Annotated in this window: 16 protein-coding genes and 1 pseudogene; 4 read left to right on the forward strand and 13 right to left on the reverse strand. The window is 73.6% G+C overall.

Going from position 1 to position 21,316, the window contains the following annotated elements; translation table 11 throughout:
* Window positions 1-26 precede the first annotated feature (26 nt).
* From ACIBST_RS02095 to ACIBST_RS02110, 4 genes are all read right to left on the reverse strand, one after another.
* Window positions 27-914 carry an ABC transporter permease gene (locus ACIBST_RS02095; RefSeq protein ID WP_397168285.1) on the reverse strand — a complete coding sequence of 296 codons (888 nt, stop codon included), beginning with the start codon at window positions 912-914 and terminating at the stop codon, window positions 27-29.
* Window positions 911-1,861: an ABC transporter permease gene (locus ACIBST_RS02100; RefSeq protein WP_397168287.1), complete on the reverse strand. Its 951-nt coding sequence runs from the start codon at window positions 1,859-1,861 to the stop codon at window positions 911-913. Before ACIBST_RS02100 ends, ACIBST_RS02095 begins: the two co-directional genes overlap by 4 nt.
* Window positions 1,858-3,918 carry a dipeptide ABC transporter ATP-binding protein gene (locus tag ACIBST_RS02105; RefSeq protein ID WP_397168288.1) on the reverse strand — a complete coding sequence of 687 codons (2,061 nt, stop codon included), beginning with the start codon at window positions 3,916-3,918 and terminating at the stop codon, window positions 1,858-1,860. The genes ACIBST_RS02100 and ACIBST_RS02105 overlap by 4 nt, the downstream gene beginning before the upstream one ends.
* A 170-nt stretch (window positions 3,919-4,088) precedes the next feature.
* Complete coding sequence (locus tag ACIBST_RS02110; RefSeq protein ID WP_397168289.1) at window positions 4,089-5,477, reverse strand: serine hydrolase domain-containing protein; 1,389 nt, start codon at window positions 5,475-5,477, stop codon at window positions 4,089-4,091.
* A gap of 220 nt (window positions 5,478-5,697) precedes the next feature.
* On the opposite strand from ACIBST_RS02110, the gene ACIBST_RS02115 reads away from it, so the two are divergent.
* Window positions 5,698-7,545: a S8 family serine peptidase gene (locus ACIBST_RS02115; protein WP_397168291.1), complete on the forward strand. Its 1,848-nt coding sequence runs from the start codon at window positions 5,698-5,700 to the stop codon at window positions 7,543-7,545.
* Between the two features lie 217 nt (window positions 7,546-7,762).
* Here ACIBST_RS02115 and ACIBST_RS02120 read toward each other — a convergent pair whose 3' ends face one another.
* The 5 genes and pseudogenes from ACIBST_RS02120 to ACIBST_RS02140 all read right to left on the reverse strand — a co-directional run bounded on the left by ACIBST_RS02120 (window position 7,763) and on the right by ACIBST_RS02140 (window position 11,805).
* The gene (locus ACIBST_RS02120) at window positions 7,763-8,347 is read right to left on the reverse strand and encodes a hypothetical protein (RefSeq protein WP_397168293.1); all 585 of its coding nucleotides are present in this window, start codon (window positions 8,345-8,347) and stop codon (window positions 7,763-7,765) included.
* Between the two features lie 742 nt (window positions 8,348-9,089).
* A pseudogene (locus tag ACIBST_RS02125) lies at window positions 9,090-9,239 on the reverse strand (FAD-dependent oxidoreductase); the annotation flags it as partial.
* A gap of 158 nt (window positions 9,240-9,397) precedes the next feature.
* A complete protein-coding gene (locus ACIBST_RS02130; protein WP_397168294.1) occupies window positions 9,398-9,856 on the reverse strand; it encodes a hypothetical protein in 459 nt (152 codons plus the stop codon).
* Window positions 9,857-9,858: 2 nt separating this feature from the next.
* Entirely contained in the window at window positions 9,859-10,419 is a 561-nt protein-coding gene (locus ACIBST_RS02135) for a hypothetical protein (RefSeq protein ID WP_397168296.1), read from the reverse strand.
* A gap of 429 nt (window positions 10,420-10,848) precedes the next feature.
* Window positions 10,849-11,805 (reverse strand): epimerase, encoded by a 957-nt coding sequence (locus tag ACIBST_RS02140; protein ID WP_397168298.1) that lies wholly within the window; start codon window positions 11,803-11,805, stop codon window positions 10,849-10,851.
* A 185-nt stretch (window positions 11,806-11,990) separates the two neighbouring features.
* Between ACIBST_RS02140 and ACIBST_RS02145 the strand changes: the two genes are divergently transcribed.
* Both ACIBST_RS02145 and ACIBST_RS02150 read left to right on the forward strand, forming a co-directional pair.
* Window positions 11,991-12,539 (forward strand): hypothetical protein, encoded by a 549-nt coding sequence (locus ACIBST_RS02145; RefSeq protein ID WP_397168299.1) that lies wholly within the window; start codon window positions 11,991-11,993, stop codon window positions 12,537-12,539.
* A 2-nt stretch (window positions 12,540-12,541) separates the two neighbouring features.
* The gene (locus ACIBST_RS02150) at window positions 12,542-15,226 is read left to right on the forward strand and encodes a M48 family metalloprotease (protein WP_397168301.1); all 2,685 of its coding nucleotides are present in this window, start codon (window positions 12,542-12,544) and stop codon (window positions 15,224-15,226) included.
* Here the strand turns inward: ACIBST_RS02150 and ACIBST_RS02155 are convergent, their stop codons facing one another.
* Together ACIBST_RS02155 and ACIBST_RS02160 are read right to left on the reverse strand one after the other, a co-directional pair.
* Window positions 15,227-17,278 carry a SpoIIE family protein phosphatase gene (locus ACIBST_RS02155; RefSeq protein ID WP_397168302.1) on the reverse strand — a complete coding sequence of 684 codons (2,052 nt, stop codon included), beginning with the start codon at window positions 17,276-17,278 and terminating at the stop codon, window positions 15,227-15,229.
* Window positions 17,279-17,358: 80 nt separating this feature from the next.
* Window positions 17,359-17,916: a TIGR00730 family Rossman fold protein gene (locus ACIBST_RS02160; RefSeq protein WP_397168303.1), complete on the reverse strand. Its 558-nt coding sequence runs from the start codon at window positions 17,914-17,916 to the stop codon at window positions 17,359-17,361.
* Window positions 17,917-18,023: 107 nt separating this feature from the next.
* Between ACIBST_RS02160 and ACIBST_RS02165 the strand changes: the two genes are divergently transcribed.
* Window positions 18,024-18,929 (forward strand): polysaccharide deacetylase, encoded by a 906-nt coding sequence (locus ACIBST_RS02165; RefSeq protein ID WP_397168305.1) that lies wholly within the window; start codon window positions 18,024-18,026, stop codon window positions 18,927-18,929.
* A 72-nt stretch (window positions 18,930-19,001) separates the two neighbouring features.
* On the opposite strand, the gene ACIBST_RS02170 is transcribed toward ACIBST_RS02165, so the two are convergent.
* Together ACIBST_RS02170 and ACIBST_RS02175 are read right to left on the reverse strand one after the other, a co-directional pair.
* On the reverse strand, window positions 19,002-20,501 hold the full coding sequence (locus ACIBST_RS02170; RefSeq protein WP_397168307.1) for an alpha-L-arabinofuranosidase B: 1,500 nt from the start codon (window positions 20,499-20,501) through the stop codon (window positions 19,002-19,004).
* A 282-nt stretch (window positions 20,502-20,783) separates the two neighbouring features.
* Window positions 20,784-21,236, reverse strand: coding sequence for a hypothetical protein (locus tag ACIBST_RS02175; protein ID WP_397168309.1), 453 nt, complete (start codon window positions 21,234-21,236; stop codon window positions 20,784-20,786).
* Between the last annotated feature and the right edge of the window lie 80 nt (window positions 21,237-21,316).

Here is a 21,316-nt window from a genome sequence, read left to right on the forward strand (position 1 = left end):
GGGTGGAGATGCGCGACGAGGTTCCATCAGTCGGCCTGCCGCCCGACGGCGTCGCGCAGGGCGTCGGCGAGCAGGTTGAGCGCGAGCACCGTCAGGACGATGCAGCCCCCGACCGGGTAGATCAGCCACCAGTAGTCGGCCGAGATGTAGGCGACGCCGCCGGCGAGCTGGCTGCCCCAGTCCTCGGTCGGGTACGTCAGCCCGAACCCGAGGAAGCCCAGCGCCGCCACGACCAGGATCGCGTCGGCGACCTGGAACGTGATGTTGACGATGATCACGCCGAGCGCGTTCGGGATCAGGTGGGTGAGGATGAGCCGCCGGCGGGAGGCGCCCATCACCCGCGCGGCCAGCACGAACTCCCGCACCCGCAGCGTCAGCACCTCGCCGCGGACCAGCCGGGCCGACACCAGCCAGGAGAACCCGCCGATGACCAGGCTCAGCGACAGCGCGTCGGCGTGGAAGCGGGCCGACAGGATGAGGACGAAGAACAGGAACGGCACCGAGAGCATGACGTCGACCAGCCGCATGAGGAACCCGTCCACGACGCCTCCGGCCAGGCCCGCGACGGCGCCGTACAGGGTGCCGATCGCGGTGGCGAACAGGGCGGCGAGCAGGCCGATCTGCAGCGACAGGCGGCCGCCGGCCATCAGCCGGCCGAGCACGTCGAAGCCGTTGGCGTCCGTGCCGAGCGGATGGCCGGGGCCGGGCGGCAGGGCCGCGTTGACCAGGTCCACGTCGATCTGGTTGGTGGGGTGGAGCAGCGGCCCGAGGAAGCAGAACCCGGCGATCAGCAGCAGGAGCAGGCCGCCGGTCAGGCCGAGCGGGCTGCGCCGGAGCCCGCGCAGCACCCGGCGCCGGTCCCGCGCCGGGACGGTCTCGGCCTCCGGCGTGGCCTCCACGTTCTGTGTGGTCATTTCGTCAGCTCGATTCGGCGGTCGGCGGCGGCGACCACGAGGTCGGCGACGAAGTTGCCGGCCACGGTCAGGACGCCGCCGACGAGGGTGTAGGCGAGCAGCACCGGATAGTCCTCGCGTTGCAGGCTGTTGAGGAACAGCAGGCCGAGGCCGGGATAGTTGAACAGCGACTCGACGATCAGGTTGCCCGCCAGGAGGGTGGGGATGAGCGTGCCGACCAGGGTGACCAGCGGCAGGCAGGCGTTGCGCAGCAGGTGGCGCAGCAGGATCAGCCGCTCGGGCAGGCCCTTGGCCCGCGCCACCCGGATGTAGTCCTGGCCGAGCTGGTCCAGGGCCGAGGAGCGCTGGTACTGCGCGAACACCGCGACGCTGGCCGCGGCCAGCGTGATGACCGGCAACGCCATCGCCCGCGGATCGGTGAGCACGACCCAGGGCGAGTGCGACTGGGACGCCTCGGCCGGGAAGATCGGCAGCGCCTGGCTGAAGACGGCGATGAGGATCAGCCCGAGCAGGAACGACGGCGTCGCGTAGAGCACGTACGAGACCGCCGTGAGCAGCCGGTCGGCGACGCTGTTGCGCCGGACCGCCTGGAGCACGCCGAGCGGCACGGCGATCACCAGCGCGAGCGCCAGTCCGGCCGCGGAGAGCATCGCGCTGCGGCCGGCGTTCTGCCCGAGCAGGGTGGCCACGTTCTCGTTCAGCTTGTACGACCTGCCCAGGTCTCCCCGGGCGAGCCGGCCCAGGTAGCCGACGTACTGGGCGAGGACCGGGCGGTCGTACCCGTGCTGCCGGTTGAAGTCGGCGACCGCCTCGGGCGAGGCGCGCTGGCCCAGGACCACCCGCCCCGGGCTGTCCGAGACGAGGTGCAGCAGCAGGAACACCACCGCGGAGATGCCGAGCAGGACGACGACCGAGATCGCCAGGCGCCGGACGACGTACCAGGTCATGACCGGGAGGCTCCCTTCAGCGGGGTGGCCGCGGGTTCGAGCGGCTGGAGCGGGTGGTGGCAGGCGACCTGGTGGCTGCCGGTGACCGGCCGCGGGAGGGGCTCGGCCTGGGCACACAGGTCGTCGGCCAGGGCGCAGCGGGTGCGGAAGCGGCAGCCGCTGGGCGGGTCGATCGGGCTCGGCAGCTCGCCGCGCACGCGTTCGCCGCGCGGCTGCCGGGCCTGCGGGTCCGCGTCGGGGACGGCGGCCAGCAGGCCGGCGGTGTAGGGGTGGGCGGGGGCGCCGTACACCTCTTCGGTGGTGCCGGTCTCGACCAGCTTGCCCAGGTACATGACGCCGACCCGGTCGGCCAGGTACCGCACGACGGCGAGGTCGTGCGAGATCACCACGCTGCTGAGGCCGCGTTCGAGCTGGATCGCGCGCATGAGGTTGAGCACCTGGGAGCGGATGGAGACGTCCAGGGCGCTGACCGGCTCGTCGGCGACCAGCACCGCCGGGTCCAGGGCCAGGGCGCGGGCCAGGTTCACCCGCTGCCGCTGCCCGCCGGACAGCTCGTGCGGGTAGCGCTCCATGACGCCTGCGGGAAGGCCGACGTCCCGCAGCAGCTCGCGGGCGCGGGCCGTGCGGTGGGCGCGGTCGCCCGCGCCCTGGATCGCCAGGGGCTCGCGCAGGATCGTGCCGATGCGCATGCGGGGGTCGAGGGCGGCGCCGGAGTCCTGGAACATCATCTGCAGCCGGCTCCGGCGCGGGCCGAGCGCCCGCGCGCCCATCCGGCTGACCGGCTCGCCGTCGAAGATCACCTCGCCGGAGGTGGGCCGGTCGAGGGCGACGAGCATCCTGCCCAGCGTGGACTTCCCGCACCCCGACTCGCCGACCAGCCCGAACGTCTCCCCCGCAGCAACCTCGAAGCTCACGCCGGAGACCGCCTTGAGGGTGCGGCGCGCGCCGAACAGGCCCCTGCCGCCGACCGGGTACTCGCGCCTGAGGTCGGCGACGCGCAGCCGCGGCGCGCGCTCCGAGGACGCCGGCGGCTCCACCGGGCGGGCGCGGAAGCGGCTCACGACCCGGTCGGCCGGTCCGGTGGCCGGGTGGTGGCAGACATGCACGTGCCCGCCGTCCTCGGTCACGGGAGCCGGACGCTCCTCGCGGCACCGGTCGGTGGCGGCGTCGCAGCGCGGCGCGAACGGGCAGCCGGGCCCGGCCGCGGTCAGGTCGGGCGGCGCGCCGGGGATGCTGAACAGCCGCTCGTCCCGGTCGTGGGTGAGCGAGGGGATCGAGGCCAGCAGCGCGTGCGTGTAGCGGTGGCGGGTCCGGTCGAAGAGCACGGAGGTGGGGGCGGTCTCGGCCAGGCGGCCGGCGTACATGACGCCGACGCGGTCGGCGTGCCGGGCGATGACGCCCATGTCGTGGGTGATGAGGATCATCGACATGCCGAGCCGGGACCGCAGGCCGTCCAGGAGGTCGAGGATCTCGGCCTGGATGGTGACGTCGAGCGCCGTGGTGGGCTCGTCGGCGATGACCACCCGCGGCTCGCAGGCCAGCGCCATCGCGATCATCACGCGCTGCCGCATGCCGCCGGAGAGCTGGTGCGGGTAGTCGTCCATGCGCTCGGCCGGGCGGGGCAGGCCGACCAGGGCGAGCACCTCGGCGGCGCGTTCGCGGGCGGCCCGCCTGGAGGCGCCGTGGTGCAGCCGGACCGGCTCGGCGACCTGGTCGCCGATGCGCCGGGTCGGGTTCAGCGCCGTCAGCGAGTCCTGGAACACCATGGCGATCTCGTTGCCGCGCAGGGCCCGGTAGCGCGCGGCGGGCAGGCCGACCAGTTCCTCGCCGCCGAAGTCGATCGAGCCGCCGGTCACCCGGCCGCCGGCGGGCAGCATGCCCATGATCGCGAGACCGGTCATGGACTTGCCGGACCCGGTCTCGCCGACGATCCCCAGGGTCTCGCCGCGGTTCAGCACCAGACTGACGTCCGAGACCGGGCGGACGACCCTGTCGCCGCGCCGGATCTCGACCGACAGATCCCGGATCGCCAGCACGCGATCGCTCTCCAAATCCATCCGACGATAGTGGGACCCGCGTCCCCGGCGGTGTTCGTCGCGGACATCGAACGTTGGGGCCGGGGTTCGTCCGGGCGGACCAACTGATCAGCGCGGCGCGGAGCCGGGGGCGGGCATGACGACGGCCCGCCGGCGCGGGAGCGCCGGCGGGCCGTTGTGGGTGCGGTGGTTCAGCCGGACGTGCGGCGGTCGGCGCGGCCGTCGTGCAGGTAGAGGGCGCGGCCGGTCCCGTCGTCGCCGAGGAAGGCGATCGGCGCGTGCGCGCCGCGCTCGGGTTCGAGGGGGATCAGCACGTCGTCGCGCCAGGCGGCCAGCTCGGTGCGGTACGGCACCTCGTCCAGGTCGGCGGTGATGCCCACGGGCGTCCGGCGCAGCCACAGCCGTCCGGCGCCGTCCACGGTCACCTCCGTCTCGCAGGTGCTCGACGTGTACGTGCCGGCGTACCGGGCGGCGTTCGCGGGCGGGACGGGGGCCGGGCCGGGCGCCGGGGGCGCGGGCGGCTCGACCCCGGCCAGCTCGCCCAGCACGCGGCCGGTGATCTCGGCGAACACGGGCCGCGTCCGGCCGCCGTTGGCGACGACGACCACCGCCACGTCGCGCCCCGGCGCCACGCGCAGGCACGCCGACTGGCCGACGGTGCTGCCGTCGTGGCCGAAGACCGCCCCGCCGGGCCACTCGAAGAGCTCCCAGCCCAGGCCCCAGGCCGTGCCCTGGGCGAAGTCGGGCAGGGCGACCTGCGGCCGCCGCATCTCCGCGACGCTCGCCGCGCTCAGCACGCGGGCGCCGTCCGGGCCGACGCCGCCGGCGAGGTGCATGCGCGCGAAGGCCAGCAGGTCACGCGGCGGCATCGCCAGCATCGACCCGGCGGGCGCGTTCGAGCGGGCCAGCGCCCACACCGGGGTCGGCCGGTACGGGCCGTCCGGCGTGCGCTGGACGTGGCCGACCGCGGTGCGGTGCACGATGGCCTCGTACGGGTCGCAGGCGGCGTGGGTCATGCCGAGCGGCGTGAGCAGGTGGTCGCGCAGGCACGCGTCGAACGGCTTGCCCCGCACGACCTCGATGATCCGGCCCAGCACGCAGTAGCCGGCGTTGTTGTAGGAGAACATCTCGCCGGGCTCGAACAGCTGCGGCACGTCGTGCAGGACGTCCAGGAACCGTTCGACGCAGTCGTCGCCCTTGCCGGTGTCGGTGAAGACGTCCCCCTCGAAGCCCGCGACGTGGCACATGAGCTGCCGCGCGGTGATCCGCCGGGCGGCCCGCTCGTCGCCGATCCGGAACGCCGGGAGGCAGTCGCGCACGGGCGCGTCCAGGTCGAGCCGGCCCTCGTCGGCCAGTTGCATGGCCAGCGTCGCGGTCAGCACCTTGGTGATCGAGCCGATCTGGAACAGGGAGCCGGGGGTCGCCTCGACGCCCGTCGCCGTGCTCAGCGTCCCGGCCGCGACCTCGACCGTCCGGCCGCCCGCGTGGACCGCCACGGCGGCCCCGGGCACCTCGTTCTCGGCGAGCAGCCCCGCCAGCCGGTGACGCAGCCACGCATCGATCTCCTCCAGCTCCGGCACCGGTGTCCCCCCTGGTCGACTGCGCCCGACCCTAGAGCCGGCGGGGACCGCCCGGTTCGTTCACCGCCACTATGACGGCCGCGGTTCTTCGTCGGAACGACCCAGACCGATGTGTTCTATGACAGATATTTCAGTATTGCCTGACTCGCTGTCATATGCGATGTTCCGCTCACAAGCCGCATGAGCGCAGCTCATGTCACCCCCGGAGAAAGGCGTTTCCATGCGTCGAATCTCAACCCTGTTAGCCCTGGCCTCCGGCGTCTGCCTGGCACTGTCCGGCTGGGCCACCGCCGCCGAGGCCGACACCCCGGCCGCCGCCGACCAGCAGCGCTACATCGTCCAGCTCTCCGGCGTGTCGCGGGCGCAGGTGGCGAACGAGGCGCAGCAGCAGGTCACGGCGCACAAGGGCGTGCTGGTGGGAACCTACCGGTACGCCTTCCACGGCTACTCGGCCCTCCTCACCCCCGAGGAGGCCGCCAAGCTGAAGGGCGAGCCCGGTGTCCTCACCGTCGAGCCCGACCACGAGGTGCACGCCTTCGCCCAGACCGTACCGAGCGGCATCAAGCGCATCTACGCCGACCAGAACATCAACCTCGACATCGACGGCACCGACGACGTCCGCGTCGACGTGGACGCGGCGGTCGTGGACACCGGCGTCGACCTCGACCACCCCGACCTGAACGTGGTGGCCAGCACCAACTGCACCAGCGGCGTCTGCTCGGGCACCGGCGACGACGACAACGGTCACGGCAGCCACGTGGCCGGCACGATCGGCGCCATCGACAACTCCGTCGGCGCGGTCGGCGTCGCCCCCGGCGCCCGCATCCACGCCGTCAAGGTGCTCAACTCGGCGGGTTCGGGCACGCTGGCCGGCATCGCCGCCGGTCTCGACTGGGTCGTGGCCAGGGCGAGCACGATCGAGGTCATCAACCTGAGCCTCGGCTGCCAGGGCTGCAGCAGCTCCGCGATCAGCAACGCGATCACGAACGCCACCAACGCGGGCATCGTCGTCGTCGTGGCCGCCGGCAACAGCTCGGCCGACGCCTCCGGCTTCTTCCCCGCCAACCACCCCGACGTCGTCACCGTCTCGGCCGTGACCGACTTCGACGGCCAGCCCGGCGGCCTGGCCGGCACGATCACCGTGCCGTGCCGCACCGACGGCGCGACCGACACCGACGACACGCTCGCCTGGTTCTCCAACTACGGCACCACGGTCGAGGTCGCCGCCCCCGGCACCTGCATCTACTCCACGTGGATGAACGGCGGCTACAACACCATCAGCGGCACCTCCATGGCCAGCCCGCACGTCGCGGGCGCCGCGGCCGTGCTGACCAGCGGCTCGAACAAGCCCACCACCCGGGCGGGGGCGCTGGCCGTACGGGACAAGCTCAAGGCCACGGGCAACCTCAACTGGACCGACGACGCCAGTGACGGGGTCAAGGAGCCGCTGCTCGACGTGCACGACGCCACGCAGTACCCGCCGACGACCGGTGGCAACCAGCCGCCGGTGGCCGGCTTCACCCAGTCGTGCGACAACACCACGCGGGCGTGCTCGTTCAACGGCTCCGGCTCCACCGACCCCGACGGGACCATCGCCTCCTACGCGTGGACCTTCGGCGACGGCTCCACAGGCAGCGGCGCGACCGTGTCGCACACCTACGCCGCCGCGGGCACGTACACCGTGATCCTCACCGTGACCGACAACGGCGGGGCCACGAACTCCACCAGCAAGAGCATCACGGTCGGGACCACCCCCGGCAACTGCACCGGCTACCAGACGCCGTTCTCCGGCAACCTGACCAGCGGGCAGAACGTGTACTACCCGAACAGCTCCGGCTACACGGCCGCCGCCGGGACGCACAAGGCGTGCCTCGACGGACCCTCCGGCGTGGACTTCGACCTGTACCTGCAGAAGCAGGGCATCCTCGGCTGGACCACGGTGGCCAGCAGCGCGGGCAGCGGGCCTGACGAGTCGCTGACCTACAACGGCACGGCGGGCACCTACCGCATCCGCGTGTACGCCTACAGCGGGTCCGGCGCCTACACGGGCGGCTACACCAAGCCCTAACCACGCAACTCCGCGACCCCGTGCTCTCACGGGGTCGCTCCCGTTTTACGACCTTTTCCCTTTTCCCAGCTTCTCGTTTTCCCGGCTTCTCGCGTTCTTCCCCCCACTTCCTCCGGCCCGCCCTCTTGGATCCGCGCTTCGCCCCGATCGCGAGCACGCCCCGCCCGGAACCCACCACGCCCGCTCACGCCCCTGACCCGCCGGGCCCCCGTCAGGGTCACCGGCCCCTGCCCACTCCCGCCGCGAGCCGGGGTTCGATCTCGGGGAAGGAGCCGTCGCCGAACAGGATGCGTGCCGCCAGCGCCCGGCCGGCGCGGGTGCGCAGGACGGCCACCGCGGCCTCGGCCAAGACCGGCGACCGGATCCCCGCCAACAGCCGCCGCAGCAGCAACCGGCCCCGGAACCGGGCCCTGAGCGCGGCCCCGTCGTACCGCTTCAGCACCTCCCGGTCGCCGGTACGCAGATAGTCGGCGATCACCGCCGCGGCCAGCTCGGACATCCGCAGGCAAGGGTCCAGCCCACCGGCCGTCAGGGGCGACACCGCGCCCGCCGCGTCCCCGACCAGCAGCCCGTCCGGGCAGGCCAGCCGGCGCAGCACGCCCCCGACCGGGATCGGGCCTCCCCGGCGCTCGACCGGCCCGGCGGGCGCCGCACGACCGGGCGCGTCGGCGGCGAAGGCGTCCAGCAGACGGCGGACGCCGGCCCGCATCGCCCCCGGCTCGCCCGCGACACCCACATGGGCGTGCCGCCCGTCGTCCACCACCCATCCGAGGTACCCCGGCGCCACCCGTGGATCCAACACGCAGTGAAACGCCGGAAACCCCGACCCCGGCGCGACCGCATGGACGATCTCGGCGCCGACGAGAAACCGCCGGTTGACGTCGAGGCCGAGATCCCGCGCCACCCGCGACCGAGCCCCATCCGCCCCCACGACAAACCTGACCCCCACCACCTCCACACCCCCCAACCCTCTCCACACCCTCCGCGGATTCGCCGCCCTTCACACCCCCGACCCCCTCGCCCCCCTTCGCGGATTCGCCGCCCTTCGCCCCCCCGACCCCCTCGCCATCCTTCGCGGATTCGGCGGCCTTCAGAACTCCGGCGGATTCCCCGCCCCTCCAGCCCTCCGGCCCCTTCCTGACGTCGGGGGTCGGCGCGCCATCTCCCCCTTCGGCGCCCTCCCCGCCCCTTCCGTGCCCTGGCCTCTTCCCGCCGTCCACGCCCTTCCCGGCTTCGGAGGTCAGCACGTCCTTCCCACCGTCCGCGCCCTCGGTGTCTTCGGTGTCCTCTGCGCCGCTCGTGTGCTCCAGTCGGGCGAGGCCCGATGAGATGCCCGTGTACCGGACGCCCAGCAGGACGCGGGCGCCGGCCGACTCCGCCGCGCGGCGGGCGTGCTCGTAGACGGCGGCCATGTCGGCCACCCGGAACTCGTCGCGGTCGCTGGTGAGCCGGATCGGCGAGCGCCGGGACGGCGGGTACAGCAGGACGTCCCGGACACCGGGCCCGAGCAGGTGGCCGGGCAGGTCGAAGTCGTCAAGGGTGCGGCGTACGAAGATCCCGGTGGTCCGGACGCCGGCCGACAACGACCTGCGCCGATCGACGACCATGACGTTCAGCCCCCGCTGGGCCAGCAGCCGGGCCGTGCTCAACCCGGCCAGCCCCGCCCCCACCACCAGAACGTCCACTGTCTGCATATTCCGGGACGTTAGGCGCGACCCCCCACCCCTGGGGCAGTCTGCACGGTACCCGCCCCCAACCTTCACACCCCCACCACACCACCGGCGGCACGTTCACGCAGAGGCCCGGGGCATCAGTCGGCGGGGCCGCGGAGCGCGCGAGCGGGCGAGGGCCGTCAGCGAACCGCGCCCACGACCGCCCTTCCCTCGCGGGCCGCCGCCGCGTAGAACGGCGCCAGCGCCTCCAGCCCTTCGTACGCCCCGCCCGCGTGACCGGCGCCGAACCGCCACCCCTCCTCGGCCAGCCCCCGCGCGGCCGCCGCCACCTGGGCGGGCTCCAGCACGAACGGCGGCCCGTAGCCGACCTCGCACCCGGCCACGTCGTTCGCGCCGTCCTCGCCGGTGGCCGCCGCCAGCCAGGGGAAGCACTGCCTCCACCCCGCGGTGCCGTGCTCGGCCTCGGCGCGTCCCTCGGCGATGGCGGTGAGCGAGCGGTGGTCGTCCGCGAACACGTCCGTCTCCAGGGGGAGACCGGGCGACCGGCCCTCGAAGACCGCCGCGATGAGGGCGGGGTCGGCCCGTACGGACTCCAGCAGCGCGGCCTCGATCTTCACGAGGCTCAACCTCATCGACACGATCAGGAATCGTACGCGGCGTCCGGCACGCCCGGATGCTCCTGGAGTGCGGCGAACGGCCCCTGTTCCACCACGATCACCTTGTCGCCGGCGTACCCGTCCAGGTCGGGGGCGTTCCAGCTCTCGCCCGGCCTGATCCGGTGGAACCGGAACGTCGCGCTGGTCTCGTTCGCGGTCACGACGCAGCGCACCGCGCCGGGCGGGTGCAGGGCGCGGGCGAGCCGGCCGACCTCCAGGGCCAGCGCCACGCCGTGCAGCAGCAGCACCCGCTGGCCCTCGTCGCCGATCACGGGCGCGTGATCGGCGGTGCCGACCTCGACCGGGACGAAGTCCTCCAGGTGCACGGAACTCCGGTCGCACTCCCAGCCGGTGAGGTCGTGGAAGGGCGCGGGGGCGCGTTCGGCGCCGTCCGTCGAGGCGGCCCAGCCGAGCACCTCACCGCGCTGGACGAGCCCCTGGGCCACCCGTTCCCGCAGGCCGGGGGCGAGGCCGCCCGGCGGTGCCGGCAGGGCCGGGCCACCCGGCATGCCGAGCAGACCGGCCGCGGAGTCGTTCATCGTCACGCGCAACACACCATCCATGATCCCGCTCACGGCCTACCCGCACGACCAACCAAGCAGTCGAGGGCCGAGGCCCCCAAGGCCCCGGGGGGCCCGGGGGCCCGGGGGCCCGGGGGGCCGGGGGGCCGGGGGGCCGGGGGGGCCGGGCGGGCCAGGGGGCCGGGGGCCGGGGGGCCGGGGGGGCCGGGGGGCCGGGGGGCCGGAAATCCTGGGGAGCCGGAGGTCCTGGGGGCCTGGGGGCCTGAGGCCGGGGGCCAAGGGCCCCGAAGCCCGGGAGGCGGGAGCCTGCGAGGCGGGAGCCCGGAGCCCGGGAGGCGGGGGTCGGGAGGCGGGGGTCGGGAGGCGGGGGTCGGGAGGCGGGGGTCGGGAGGCGGGGGGTCGGGAGGCGGGAGGCGGGGGCGGGGGCCCGGGAGGCGGGAGGCGGGGGCGGGGTTAGGGAAGGAGGTGGAGGAGGGTTGACTCTTCGGTGGGGGTGAGGCCGGCACGGGTGACCTCGTGGCCGGAGTCGCGCAGCCAGGCGAGCGTGTCGCGGGCCGTGTCGGCGACCGGACGGATCCGCAGACCGGCGGCCAACGTGGCAGAGGTGTCCCGGGCCATGAACCCGGCGTATTCCGGCAACGGCAACCACAACGGCAGCGACCGCGGCCCGGCCCACGGCGCGACCTCGTGCTCGGTGAGGAACTCCTGGCCCGCCCAGACGAGCTCCGGCGCCACCGCCAGCCCTTCGGCGATGCCCGCCAGCAGCTCGCCCCTGGTGAAGGGCATGGAGATGCCGTCGTACGGGCCGGTGAGCCCGGCCCGCGCGGCGTCGAGCGTCCAGGCCGCGAGATCGCGTACGTCGACGAGCTGCACCAGATCGCCGGGCGAGCCGGGAGCCAGCACGGGCCCGCCGCGCGCCAGCCGCTCGACCCAGTAGGTGAACCGGTCGGACTGGTCCTCGGGGCCGACGATCAGCCCGGCCCGTACGTGCAGCGCGCCGTCGCCGAGGAACTGCTCGCACGCCACCTTGGCCGGCCCGTAGTTCTCCGGGTCGTTCTCGTCGGCGCCGTCGGGCAGCGGGTCGTGCAGGACCTGGCTGACCCTGGTCGCGTCGGAGTAGACGCTGCACGACGAGACGAACGTGTAATGACCGGCCCGGCCCGCCAGCTCCGTGACCGCGCGCCGCACCTGGCTGGGCAGCCTGGCGACGTCGACGACCAGGTCGAACGCCCCCTTCAGCGGCGCGAGCCCGCCGTCTTCGGCCCGGTCGACCCGGACGAACTCCACGCCCGGGGGCGGTTCGCCGGCCAGCCCGCGCGCCGCGCACACCACCTCGTGCCCCCGGTCGCGGGCCTGCCGCGCGATCTCCCTGGACAGAAACCTCGTGCCGCCGAGAACAAGTGTCCGCATGCCTGCCATCCTGGCCCACCCGGCCCGGCCGGACCCCCGCTCTTCACTTCCAGCGCAACGCTCCCCCGGGCGGCGGGACGTTCGCGAAAGGGGTCGATCACATTCCGCGGTCATGTATCCGCGCAGCGGCAGACATGCTCTCATAGGGGTGATTCGGGGACTCAGTTCAAGTCAGGCGAGGAGACATGCCCGAACCAGGCTCCCCACCACCCGGCACCACCGGCGACGGCTCCCGTCGTACGGCGCCGACCATCGAAGAGGCCGCCCGCGCGATCCTGCTCGACGTGGCCCCCGAGGACGTGCGCTTCCTGCCGCTGGCCTGCGCGGACTTCTTCGGCAACCCGGCCGCCCGCAGACGCGCGGTCCGCGCGACGCTGCGCGGACGCGAACGCGACCAGCCCACCGGCTTCGACGCGGGCGAGGGCATGCAGCTCGTGCTCGGCGTGGTCCTGACCCTGCTCAACGGCGTGGCCTGCGAGGTGCTGACGGGCATGACGACCGAGCGGGTCGACCGGCTGCGGGCCCGGTGGCGCGAGCGCCGCCGTCGCAGGGCGCTGACCTCGGCCGTCGCCCCGCAGGGCGAGCGCACGCCGCTGCCCAGGGTCAGCGCGGTCGAGGCGGCGGCGATCGGCGCGCAGGCGGCCGAGATCGTGCTGGCGGCGGGGATGCCCGCGGAGCTGGCCCAGCGGGTGAACACGCTGCTCGCCGCGGCCCTCATCGACCCGCGGCCCTGACCGTGCGCCCGCCCGTCGGCCCCTCCCGGCAGGCGACGGCCGGCCCGCTCGCGGCGCCGCCGCCGCGGCTGGACCCGTTCGCGCTGCCTGCGGCCACCACGGCCCGCTTCCTGCTCATGATCGTCGTCGCGGTCGCCAGCGCCGTGCACCTCTACCTGGTGCTGCTCGACCGGTACACCGCCGGCAGCACGAGTCTCGGCCTTCGCGCCTGCGCCCTGGCCGTGGAATCCGGCGCGGGACGGGTCCCGGACGGCGTCCTGGTCTCGGCCTACGTCGAGTGCGCCGAGCGCGAGTCGGCGCGTACCGGGTGGGTGGTGGCCGGCATGGTGGCCGGGATGCTCGCCGTGGCCGTCGTGATCCACCTCCTCCACCCGCGCCTGGTCATGCTCTCCCGGCCGCGGCCGCTGGCCCAGTTCGCGGTGGACGAGGGCATGGCCGCCGTGGTGCGGCGCGTCGAGGACACCGTACGGGCCCTGGCCCCCGGGACCGAGGTGTACGTCGCGACCCTGCGCGCGAGCGCGAGCGGCCGGGCCTTCGGCCGGCGTCCCCGGTACCGGATCATCCTCGACCTCGGGCTGCTGCGCGCGGCCGACGCCGACCCCGGGCAGCTCGACGCCGTCCTCGCCCACGAGCTGGCCCATCTGCGCAACAGGGACGTCGGCCTGACCACGTTCGCCTTCGCGATCTGGTGGGCGTACCTGCTGGTCGTCGCGCTGCCCCTGCTGCTGCTCGCGGCGGTCGAGCCGGGCCTGCTCACCGTCCTGCCGTGGCGGCTGGCGGCCGTGCTGGCCCTGCTGTGGTTCGCCCGCACCTCGGTGCTGCGGACCAGGGAGTACTACGCCGACCTGCGCGGCTGCGCCACGCCGGACGGCGAGCGGCTGCTCCTGGACACGCTGACCCCCGCGCGGGCGGACGGCGGGCGGCGCCGCCGGGACCGGGGGCCGTGGTCCTTCCACCCCGGCGACGAGGAGCGGGCGGACGTCATCCGCGGCGCGCCCCGGCTGTTCCGGATCGGCGTGGTGGAGTCCGCGGCCGCCGGGGGACTGCTCGGACTGGGGTACTCGCCGTGCGTCCACCTCGTGGAGATGATCTTCAATGTTCCCGTGGCCCTGTTCAGCCCGGAGCGCCTGGCCGTCGGGGTGCTGTTCGGGGCGCTGGCCACCGGCGCGGTCGCGGGCACGGTGTGGCGGGCCGGGCTGCTGGCGCAGGCCACGCACACGCGTCCGCCGTCCACGCTGCCGGCCGCGCTGGCGCTGACGGCGGGGCTGGTGGCCGGTCAGCTCGTCGCGCCGCCGCTGGTCACCGCGACCGGCTCGTGGACCGACATCCTGGCTGCCTCCCCCGTGATCGCGGTCGTGCTGGCGGTGCTGCTCGCCGTCCTGTTCCAGCTCATGCTCAGGTGGGCGGTCCTGTGCGCGTCGGTGTGGCTGCCGCTGGCCCGGCGGGTCCGTACGGCCGCGCTGGCCGGCTCGGCGCTGTCGGCGGTGATCTTCGGGGCGTGGCTGAGCTTCTGGTTCGACATGACCGCGTGGATGGTCAACAGCGCGGCGAGCTGGGACATCTTCTGGTTCGGCCTGTTCAGCGCCGCTGCCAACCCGACGTTGCAGCTCTGCTTCGTGCTGGCCTGCGCCGCCGCGTCGGCCGGCTGGGCGGCGCGGCGCGGCCTGCCGCCCCGGCCCCTCGCGGCCGTCTGGCGGGACGCGCCGCCGAGCCGTCTGGCCGCCCCTCGCATGCCGCTGCCGGCGGTCAACGTCACCGCGCTGGCGATCTGCCTCGCCTACGCCGGGGTGATGATCCCCTTCTACGGGTGGCTGCGCTCGACCTTCGGCGGCGTGCCGCTCACGGGGGCCGTGCCCGTGGAGAGCGCCGCCGCCCTCTTCGCCCCTCTGCTCGTCGTGGCGACCGCCGTGGCCCTGGCCGGGGCGTTCTGCTTCGGCGTGGCGGCCGGGGGGCGGGGCGGCACCGCGCCGGTCGTGGCGGGCGCCGGGATCCTCATGCTGCTGACCGTGTTCGGGCTGGTGCCGCTCATCATGATCCACCTGGTCAACGCGGCGTGCGGCGCCGAGAATCTGTCGTCCTGCATGGCTCCTCTGCCGCGCCTCGTCGTCCTGTCGCAGAGCGGGCCGGTCTTCTCGGTCGGGTTCACCGGGCTGGTCGTCACGGGCACCGCAGCCGCGTGGCTGGGCAGCGCCCTGCGCGGCGCCGCGCAGGCGCTGTCCGCCGCGGGCCCCCGGCCGTGGGGAGCGCGTCCGTGGAACGGCGTCACCGGGCGGCCGGTCGGCGCGGTGCTGTCGCTCGTCCCCACCGCGCTCGCCACGCTGCTCTTCGGCTACCTGGCCGTCAACATGGTGGCCGCCGCGGGCGGCAGGCCGGTGCCCGTCGATCGCGCGGCCGTGGTCCGCGAGCTCCGCGCGGCCCCCCGGGGTCCGCTGCCGCCGGCCCGCGCCTGCTCGGCCGTCCACGCGGTCAGCTCCGGACTGCTGTTCACCGACACCTTCGACTTCTCCCGCGTCATCGCGGGCATGGCCGGGAGCGCCGGGTACGCCATGGCCGCACGCGACCCGGCCGTCCAGGCCATGGGACGCGAGATCGCGGCCGCCCTGCTGGCCGGGGACTCCGGACGGGCGATCCTCGACCACAGCGCCCTGCACGACCTGTGCAGGATCACGGGCGCGCTGCCCTCCTGATCATTCCTCCTCCACGGGCGGCAGCCGCAGGGCGATGACGGCGATGTCGTCGAGGCCGGTGCTGGGCAGGCCGCTGAGCACCTGGTCGCAGAAGCTCTCCAGCGGCTCGGCGGCGAGCGACTCCGCCACCCGGCGCAGCCGGGCGAGGCCGAGGTCCAGGTGCTCGCCCGAGCGTTCGATGAGCCCGTCGGTGTAGAGCAGCACCGTGCTGCCCGGCGGCAGCGGCTCGGTCCTGGAGGCGCGGGTCCCGTCGTCGGGGAAACCGAGCAGCGGGCTGACGGCTTCTTCCAGGAAACGTCCGTGGCCCTGGGCGGTGACCAGCAGGGGCGGCGGATGGCCGGCCACCGCGTACCGCAGCCGGTGTCCGCCGTTGCCCTCCTCCACCCGTGCGAACACGCACGTGGCCGTGACCTCGGAGGACAACGACCCCATCGCGACGTTGAGCCGGGTCAGGATCTCGCCGGGCGGCTCGCAGCGGTCCATCGCCAGCGCCCGCAGCATGTTGCGCAACTGGCTCATCAGGACGGCCGCCGACAGGTCGTGCCCCGCCACGTCGCCGATGACCAGCGCCGGGACGCCGTCGGGCAGGACGAAGGAGTCGTACCAGTCGCCGCCCACCTCGGCGGCGCTGGGGCTGGCCCGGTAGCGGGCCACGATCCGCAGGCCGGGCAGGCGCGGCGGCTCGGCGAGCAGGCTGTACTGCAGGGCCAGCGCGACCTGCTGGGTGCGCTGGAAGCGGATGGCCCGGCTCAGGGCGTCGTGGGCGTGGCCGAACATGTTGCCCAGCAGCGTGATGTCGGCCCGGTTGATCGCCGGACGGTCTCCGCACGTCACCACCCCGACCACGGCGGGCACGGCGCCGTCGACCACGACCGGCAGGACCAGCATGCTGTTGGCGCCGCTGGCCGCCAGCCACGCGCGGGTGCCGGCCGGCGCCAGGTCGGGCGGCGGGCACCCGGCGGGGAACGTCTGCAGCACGGGCCGCCGCCGGCGGACGACCGTCACGAAGGCGTTGCCGTCGTCGAGCTGCTCCTCGCTGTACGGCGACAGCGGCACCAGGCCGCGACGTACCGCGGTGACCAGCCGCTCGACGACGAACGGCGTCCCGCCGTGCCGCTCGCCGGTGAGGTCGGTGATGAGGTAGACGCCGCAGCCGTCGGCCAGCTCGGGCACGATGACCTCCGACAGCGCGCCGAGCATCTCCTCCAGGCTGGTGAGCTGGGCCGTGGCCGCCGCGGCGCTGTCGAGCAGGCGCTGCCGCCGCTGCTCCTGCCACTGCTCCTCGATGTCGGTGCACGACCCCACCCACTCCACGACCTGGCCGTTCTCGCAGATGGGCACGGCCCGCATCTCGAAGTGCCGGTAGGAGCCGTCGGCGGTGTGCAGCCGGTAGACGTGCTCCCAGGTCTCGGTGGCCCTGCTGACCGCCCCGGCCCACGACCTGATCGTGTCCTGGCGGTCGTCGGGATGGACCATCTTCAGCCAGCCCTGCCCGCGATGCCGCTCCCACGGCTGCCCGGTGACCCGCTCCCAGCTCGGGCTGGGCTCCTTCACGTAGCCGTCGCGGGTGGTCACCCAGACGATCTGGGCGCTGACCTTCATCAGGCTCTCGTAGCGGCGCAGGATGCGGCGGCGCTCCTCGGCCAGGGCCTCGATCCGGCGGGCCGCGGTGACCTGGTCGGTCACGTCCATCACCACTTCGAGCACGCCGTAGTCGCCCGGCCCGAAGACCACGCGCGACAGGCTGGAGGTGAAGAACCGCCGCTCCTCGCACTGCGGCCCGACGACGTACTCCGGCTCCGCCGTGGTGACGAACGGCTCGCCGGTGGCGTATACCCGGTCGAACTGCTCGCGGAAGTGCACCTCGACGAACTCCGCGAACGCCTCCTCGACCGGCAGGCCGGTGCGGGTGTCGGCGAACAGGGAGCGGTAGGCGGCGTTGGTGTAGACCAGGCGGTGGTCGGGGCCGCGCGCGACCGCCACGCCGACCGGCGCCGGTTCCAGCACCTCGAACGCCAGCCCGCTGCCCGCGGGCTCGCCATCAGCCCCCATCGTGACCTCCCCCGACGGCCACAGCCTCCCCCACCCCTACCCGCGCACGATCCGCCCCGAACGCGCGCCGCGGGGGCCGCTCAGCCGCCGGCGACCGGCGGGACCAGGCCCGACTGCTCCTCCAGGTAGGCGATCGCCCCGACGCCCTCCTCGGCGAAGAACACCAGCTCGGTGAGGGGCAACGGCAGGAAGCCCTCCGCCTCCATGCGCTGGAACTGCTGCTTCAGCCCGTCGTAGAAGCCCGCGGTGTTCAGCAGCACGACCGGCTTGCTGTGCAGGCCGTGCTTGCGCAGCTCCAGGATCTCGGTGGCCTCGTCGAGCGTGCCGCTGCCGCCCACCATGATCACGATGCCGTCGGCGCGGGCCAGGAGCTGCGCCTTGCGCTCGGCCAGGTCGCGGGTGATCATCATCTCGTCCGCGCCCGGACGGGCCTTGTGCGCCAGGAACTCGACCGAGACGCCGACCAGGCGGCCGCCCGCCTCCTGCACGCCGTCGGCCATGACCTTCATCAGACCGCTGTCGGAGCCGCCCCACACCAGGGTGTGCCCGCCCTTGCCGATGAGCTCGGCGAACTCGCGGGCGGGGCGGGTGTAGCGCTCGTCGAGGTCGGCGGCGGAGCAGAAGACGCAGATGTTCACGCCGTAACTGTAGGCGAACCTGTCCAGGTCAGGGCACCTGGGAAGGATCTGCCCAAGATCCGTCGAGCCCGGTGCCCGTCCGTCGCGGCGGGGGTACGTCCTGGTCCATGAAGAAAGCCATCAACGTCTGCTTCGGCGTGGACGTGGACGCCGTGGCGGGCTGGATCGGCTCGTACGGCGGCCAGGACTCGCCCAACGACATCCAGCGGGGCGTGTTCGCCGCCGAGGTCGGGACCCCGAGGCTGCTGCGCCTGTTCGCCCGCGAGGGGATCAGGACGAGCTGGTTCGTCCCCGGGCATTCGGCGGAGTCGTTCCCCGACCAGATGCGGCGGATCGTCGAGGCCGGGCACGACGTCGGCGCGCACGGCTACATGCACGAGAACCCGGTCGCGATGTCCGCCCAGCAGGAGGAGGACGTCCTCGCGCGCAGCCTGGAGGTGCTGGAGGAGGTGCTCGGCGTCCGGCCCCGGGGCTATGTGGCGCCGTGGTGGGAGATGTCCGCGCGGACCGTCGAGCTGCTGCTGCGCTACGGCTTCGGCTACGACCACTCGCAGTCCTACCGCGACTTCCAGCCCTTCTACGCCCGCAAGGGCGAGCGATGGACGCACATCGACTACGAGCAGGCCGCCTCGACCTGGATGAAGCCGCTCGTGCCCGGCCAGGAGGTGGACCTGGTGGAGTTCTCGGCCAACTGGTACCTCGACGACCTGCCGCCGATGATGTTCATCAAGAGCTCGCCGAACAGCCACGGCTTCGTCAACCCGCGCGACCTCGAACAGCAGTGGCGCGACCAGTTCGACTGGGTCTACCGCGAGCTGGACTACGCGGTCTTCCCCGTCACGCTGCATCCCGACGTCAGCGGGCGTCCCCAGGTGCTGCTCATGCTGGAGCGGCTCATCGCGTACATGCGCGGGCACAAGGGGGTCACGTTCATGTCGATGGCCGAGGCCGAGATCGACTTCCGCGCCCGCTTCCCCTTCGACGGGCGGGCGCGCCCGGCCGACATGCACTGAGCCGACGTGCACTGAACCGACATGCACGGAGCCGTCCCCGGCCGCGCGGCCGGGGACGGCTCGGGCCCCCGTCTATGCCCAGGGCGGGCTGACGACCCAGCTCACGTCCGCCGCCCAGGAGGCGGCGTTGTCGAAGGCGTGCGAGCCGCCGTTGCTCGCGATGTAGACGGTGTTGTCGTAGTGGCGCAGGAACCGGTCGGGGAAGTTCGCGGCGGCGAACGATGTGCCCTGGCCGCTCTTGCCGGCCTGCGGGCAGAAGGTGGCGTCGGCGGCGAACAGCGCGCTGCCGTCGTCGTGCTGCCGGTAGAGCTGGTAGTTGCGGTGCCGCAGGTAGTCGCCGGGGTAGTTCCGCGACTCGAACGACACGCACGAGCCCCCGGCCAGGCCGCTGCGGACGATCCACGTGGCGTCGCTCCGGTCCAGCGACGAGCTGCCGGAACCGATCACCGACGTGACCACCTGGTCGTTCTGGTGGCGCAGGTAGCGGGTGGTGCAGCAGGCCGTGGTCGCGCGCAGCGAGACGGACGCGCCCGGGGTGAGCGTCCCGTCCGCGCCGCCGCCCGTGGTGGTGTAGCCGGCGGCGACGATGTTCGCCTGCACGGCGTTCTCGGTGGCGTTCGAGGGGTAGCCGGCGGTCATCACGCCCTCGTAGAAGGTGCCCGCGGAGCCGTTGCTGTTGTCGCCGCCGATCCCGAGGATGATCGCGCCCTCCTTCTTCATGGGGTTGTAGCCGGGGGCGTTGGGACGGGGGCCGTCGTAGTAGGTGGACAGGCCGCCGGACTGGGCGTTGCCGGCGCGGATCGCCCAGTGGTTCGGCTCGCCCTTGACGATGGCGGTCAGGTAGCGGTGGCTGACGCTGGGGTCGCCCGGGTTGTAGCCCGGGTTCACGCCGGAGAACAGGCCGTTCTCCAGGTCGGCCATGACCCAGGGGCCGTTGCCGGCGCCGTAGCCCCAGACCTTGATGTCGCCGAAGTAGATGGCCTCCATGGTGCCGTTGCCGTTGTCGCGGCTGTTGGTCTCGGCGTTGCCGTAGTCGAAGCAGCAGCCACCGTTGTGGTGGGTGCCGTCGAAGACGGCGTACATGCCTTCGGGCTGGTCGCCCTTGGCGATGCCGTTGGTGGTGTTGTCGCGGTAGCCGGTGCCGGGGGTGACCCGCACGCCGTACGCCTTGTGGCCGTCGACCATGGTCGGGGCCGCGGTCGCGACCGCGAGGTTGTCGTACCCGCCGGGCGCCGGGCCGGGGAAGCCGCCGGGAGGCGCCTGGGTGAGGTGGTTGCCCCGTCCTGACTGGTCGTACAGGACGGTGATGAGGCAGGTCGTGCCGGCGCAGAACGCGTCCTGGGCGGCGGCGTCGGCGTAACCGCCCGCGGCGAGCAGGCCGATGTCGCGGGTGGCGTTGTCGGAGGAGCGGCGGACCTGGTAGAGGGGGCCGTTGTAGGCGGCGTACAGGGCGCGGGTCGTGCTGTGGGCCGCCACGCAGGGGGTGCCGCCGGCGGCGTAGATGTCGCACGGCTGCTGGGCGGCGGCCTGCGCCGCCGAGGGGGCGCCGGCGAGCAGCCCGGCGACGAGCACGACGGCGGCTCCCGCCTTTTCGAGAATGCTTGATCCGGACCGGTATCTCATCAATGGACCTCCGCTTTCCTCGGAAATTCCAGGCATGAGAAGGCGCACTCGCGCGCACGCCAGAAATGCCCACCGACCTGCTCCGTCACCGAATGGACGGCGGCGATGTTATCGCTAACATAATTACCGGCAAGAACCTCCGGACATACGTAAGGGACTTGACCGGCCCACTATGAAACGAAATCTCGCAGCCCGTCAAGCTCTGTTCTGCTCGTTTTCGGCGGAGCGCGCTCACGCCGTTTCACACAGCCGCACCACGACGACCGCACCGCCGGTCAGCCGTCCCGCATGAGCGTCCGCCTGCATCCGGTGGGTGCCGGCGCTCCACAGGGAGCCGACGATGAGTGACGCCTGCTTCCAGGCGGGCGACCTCATCCCGAGGCGATCCGGCCCCTCCGCGTCGTCCTCCCAGCCGCGCCGCCGCAGGCGGTCGTGCGCCAGGCGCAGGGCCTCCTCGAAGGTGGCGGCGCCGAGGTCCAGCAGCACGACGTCCTCGACCTGGATCGTGCCGTCATAGGCCAGCTCCGCCTGCTCCTGTCGCACCGTCCGGCCGATCTCCAGGACCTGGGCGAGGGCCGCCGGGTCGGCCTGGAGACGGTGGGGGAACCACTGGGTCCCGCAGGCGGTGAGGGCGGCCGACAGGCAGAGGGCCGCCAGCGCGTTCCTCGTGCGCGGACCGTCCACGGTCACCTCCCGGCGGGAGTCTAGCCGGGCGGGGGGCGGGGGGATCAACGCATTCTCAACGGGGGCTCAACAACGGTGGG

The organism is Nonomuraea sp. NPDC049684 (assembly GCF_044465345.1).
In the GTDB taxonomy this organism is placed as follows: domain Bacteria; phylum Actinomycetota; class Actinomycetes; order Streptosporangiales; family Streptosporangiaceae; genus Nonomuraea.

Bases quoted from the DNA above. Each gene is read 5' to 3' on its own strand.
- ACIBST_RS02165 (WP_397168305.1), top strand. From the start codon at position 18,024: ATGAAGAAAGCCATCAACGTCTGCTTCGGCGTGGACGTGGACGCCGTG.
- ACIBST_RS02105 (WP_397168288.1), bottom strand. From the start codon at position 3,918: ATGGATTTGGAGAGCGATCGCGTGCTGGCGATCCGGGATCTGTCGGTC.
- ACIBST_RS02100 (WP_397168287.1), bottom strand. From the start codon at position 1,861: ATGACCTGGTACGTCGTCCGGCGCCTGGCGATCTCGGTCGTCGTCCTG.
- ACIBST_RS02140 (WP_397168298.1), bottom strand. From the start codon at position 11,805: ATGCGGACACTTGTTCTCGGCGGCACGAGGTTTCTGTCCAGGGAGATC.
- ACIBST_RS02145 (WP_397168299.1), top strand. From the start codon at position 11,991: ATGCCCGAACCAGGCTCCCCACCACCCGGCACCACCGGCGACGGCTCC.
- ACIBST_RS02115 (WP_397168291.1), top strand. From the start codon at position 5,698: ATGCGTCGAATCTCAACCCTGTTAGCCCTGGCCTCCGGCGTCTGCCTG.
- ACIBST_RS02155 (WP_397168302.1), bottom strand. From the start codon at position 17,278: ATGGGGGCTGATGGCGAGCCCGCGGGCAGCGGGCTGGCGTTCGAGGTG.
- ACIBST_RS02095 (WP_397168285.1), bottom strand. From the start codon at position 914: ATGACCACACAGAACGTGGAGGCCACGCCGGAGGCCGAGACCGTCCCG.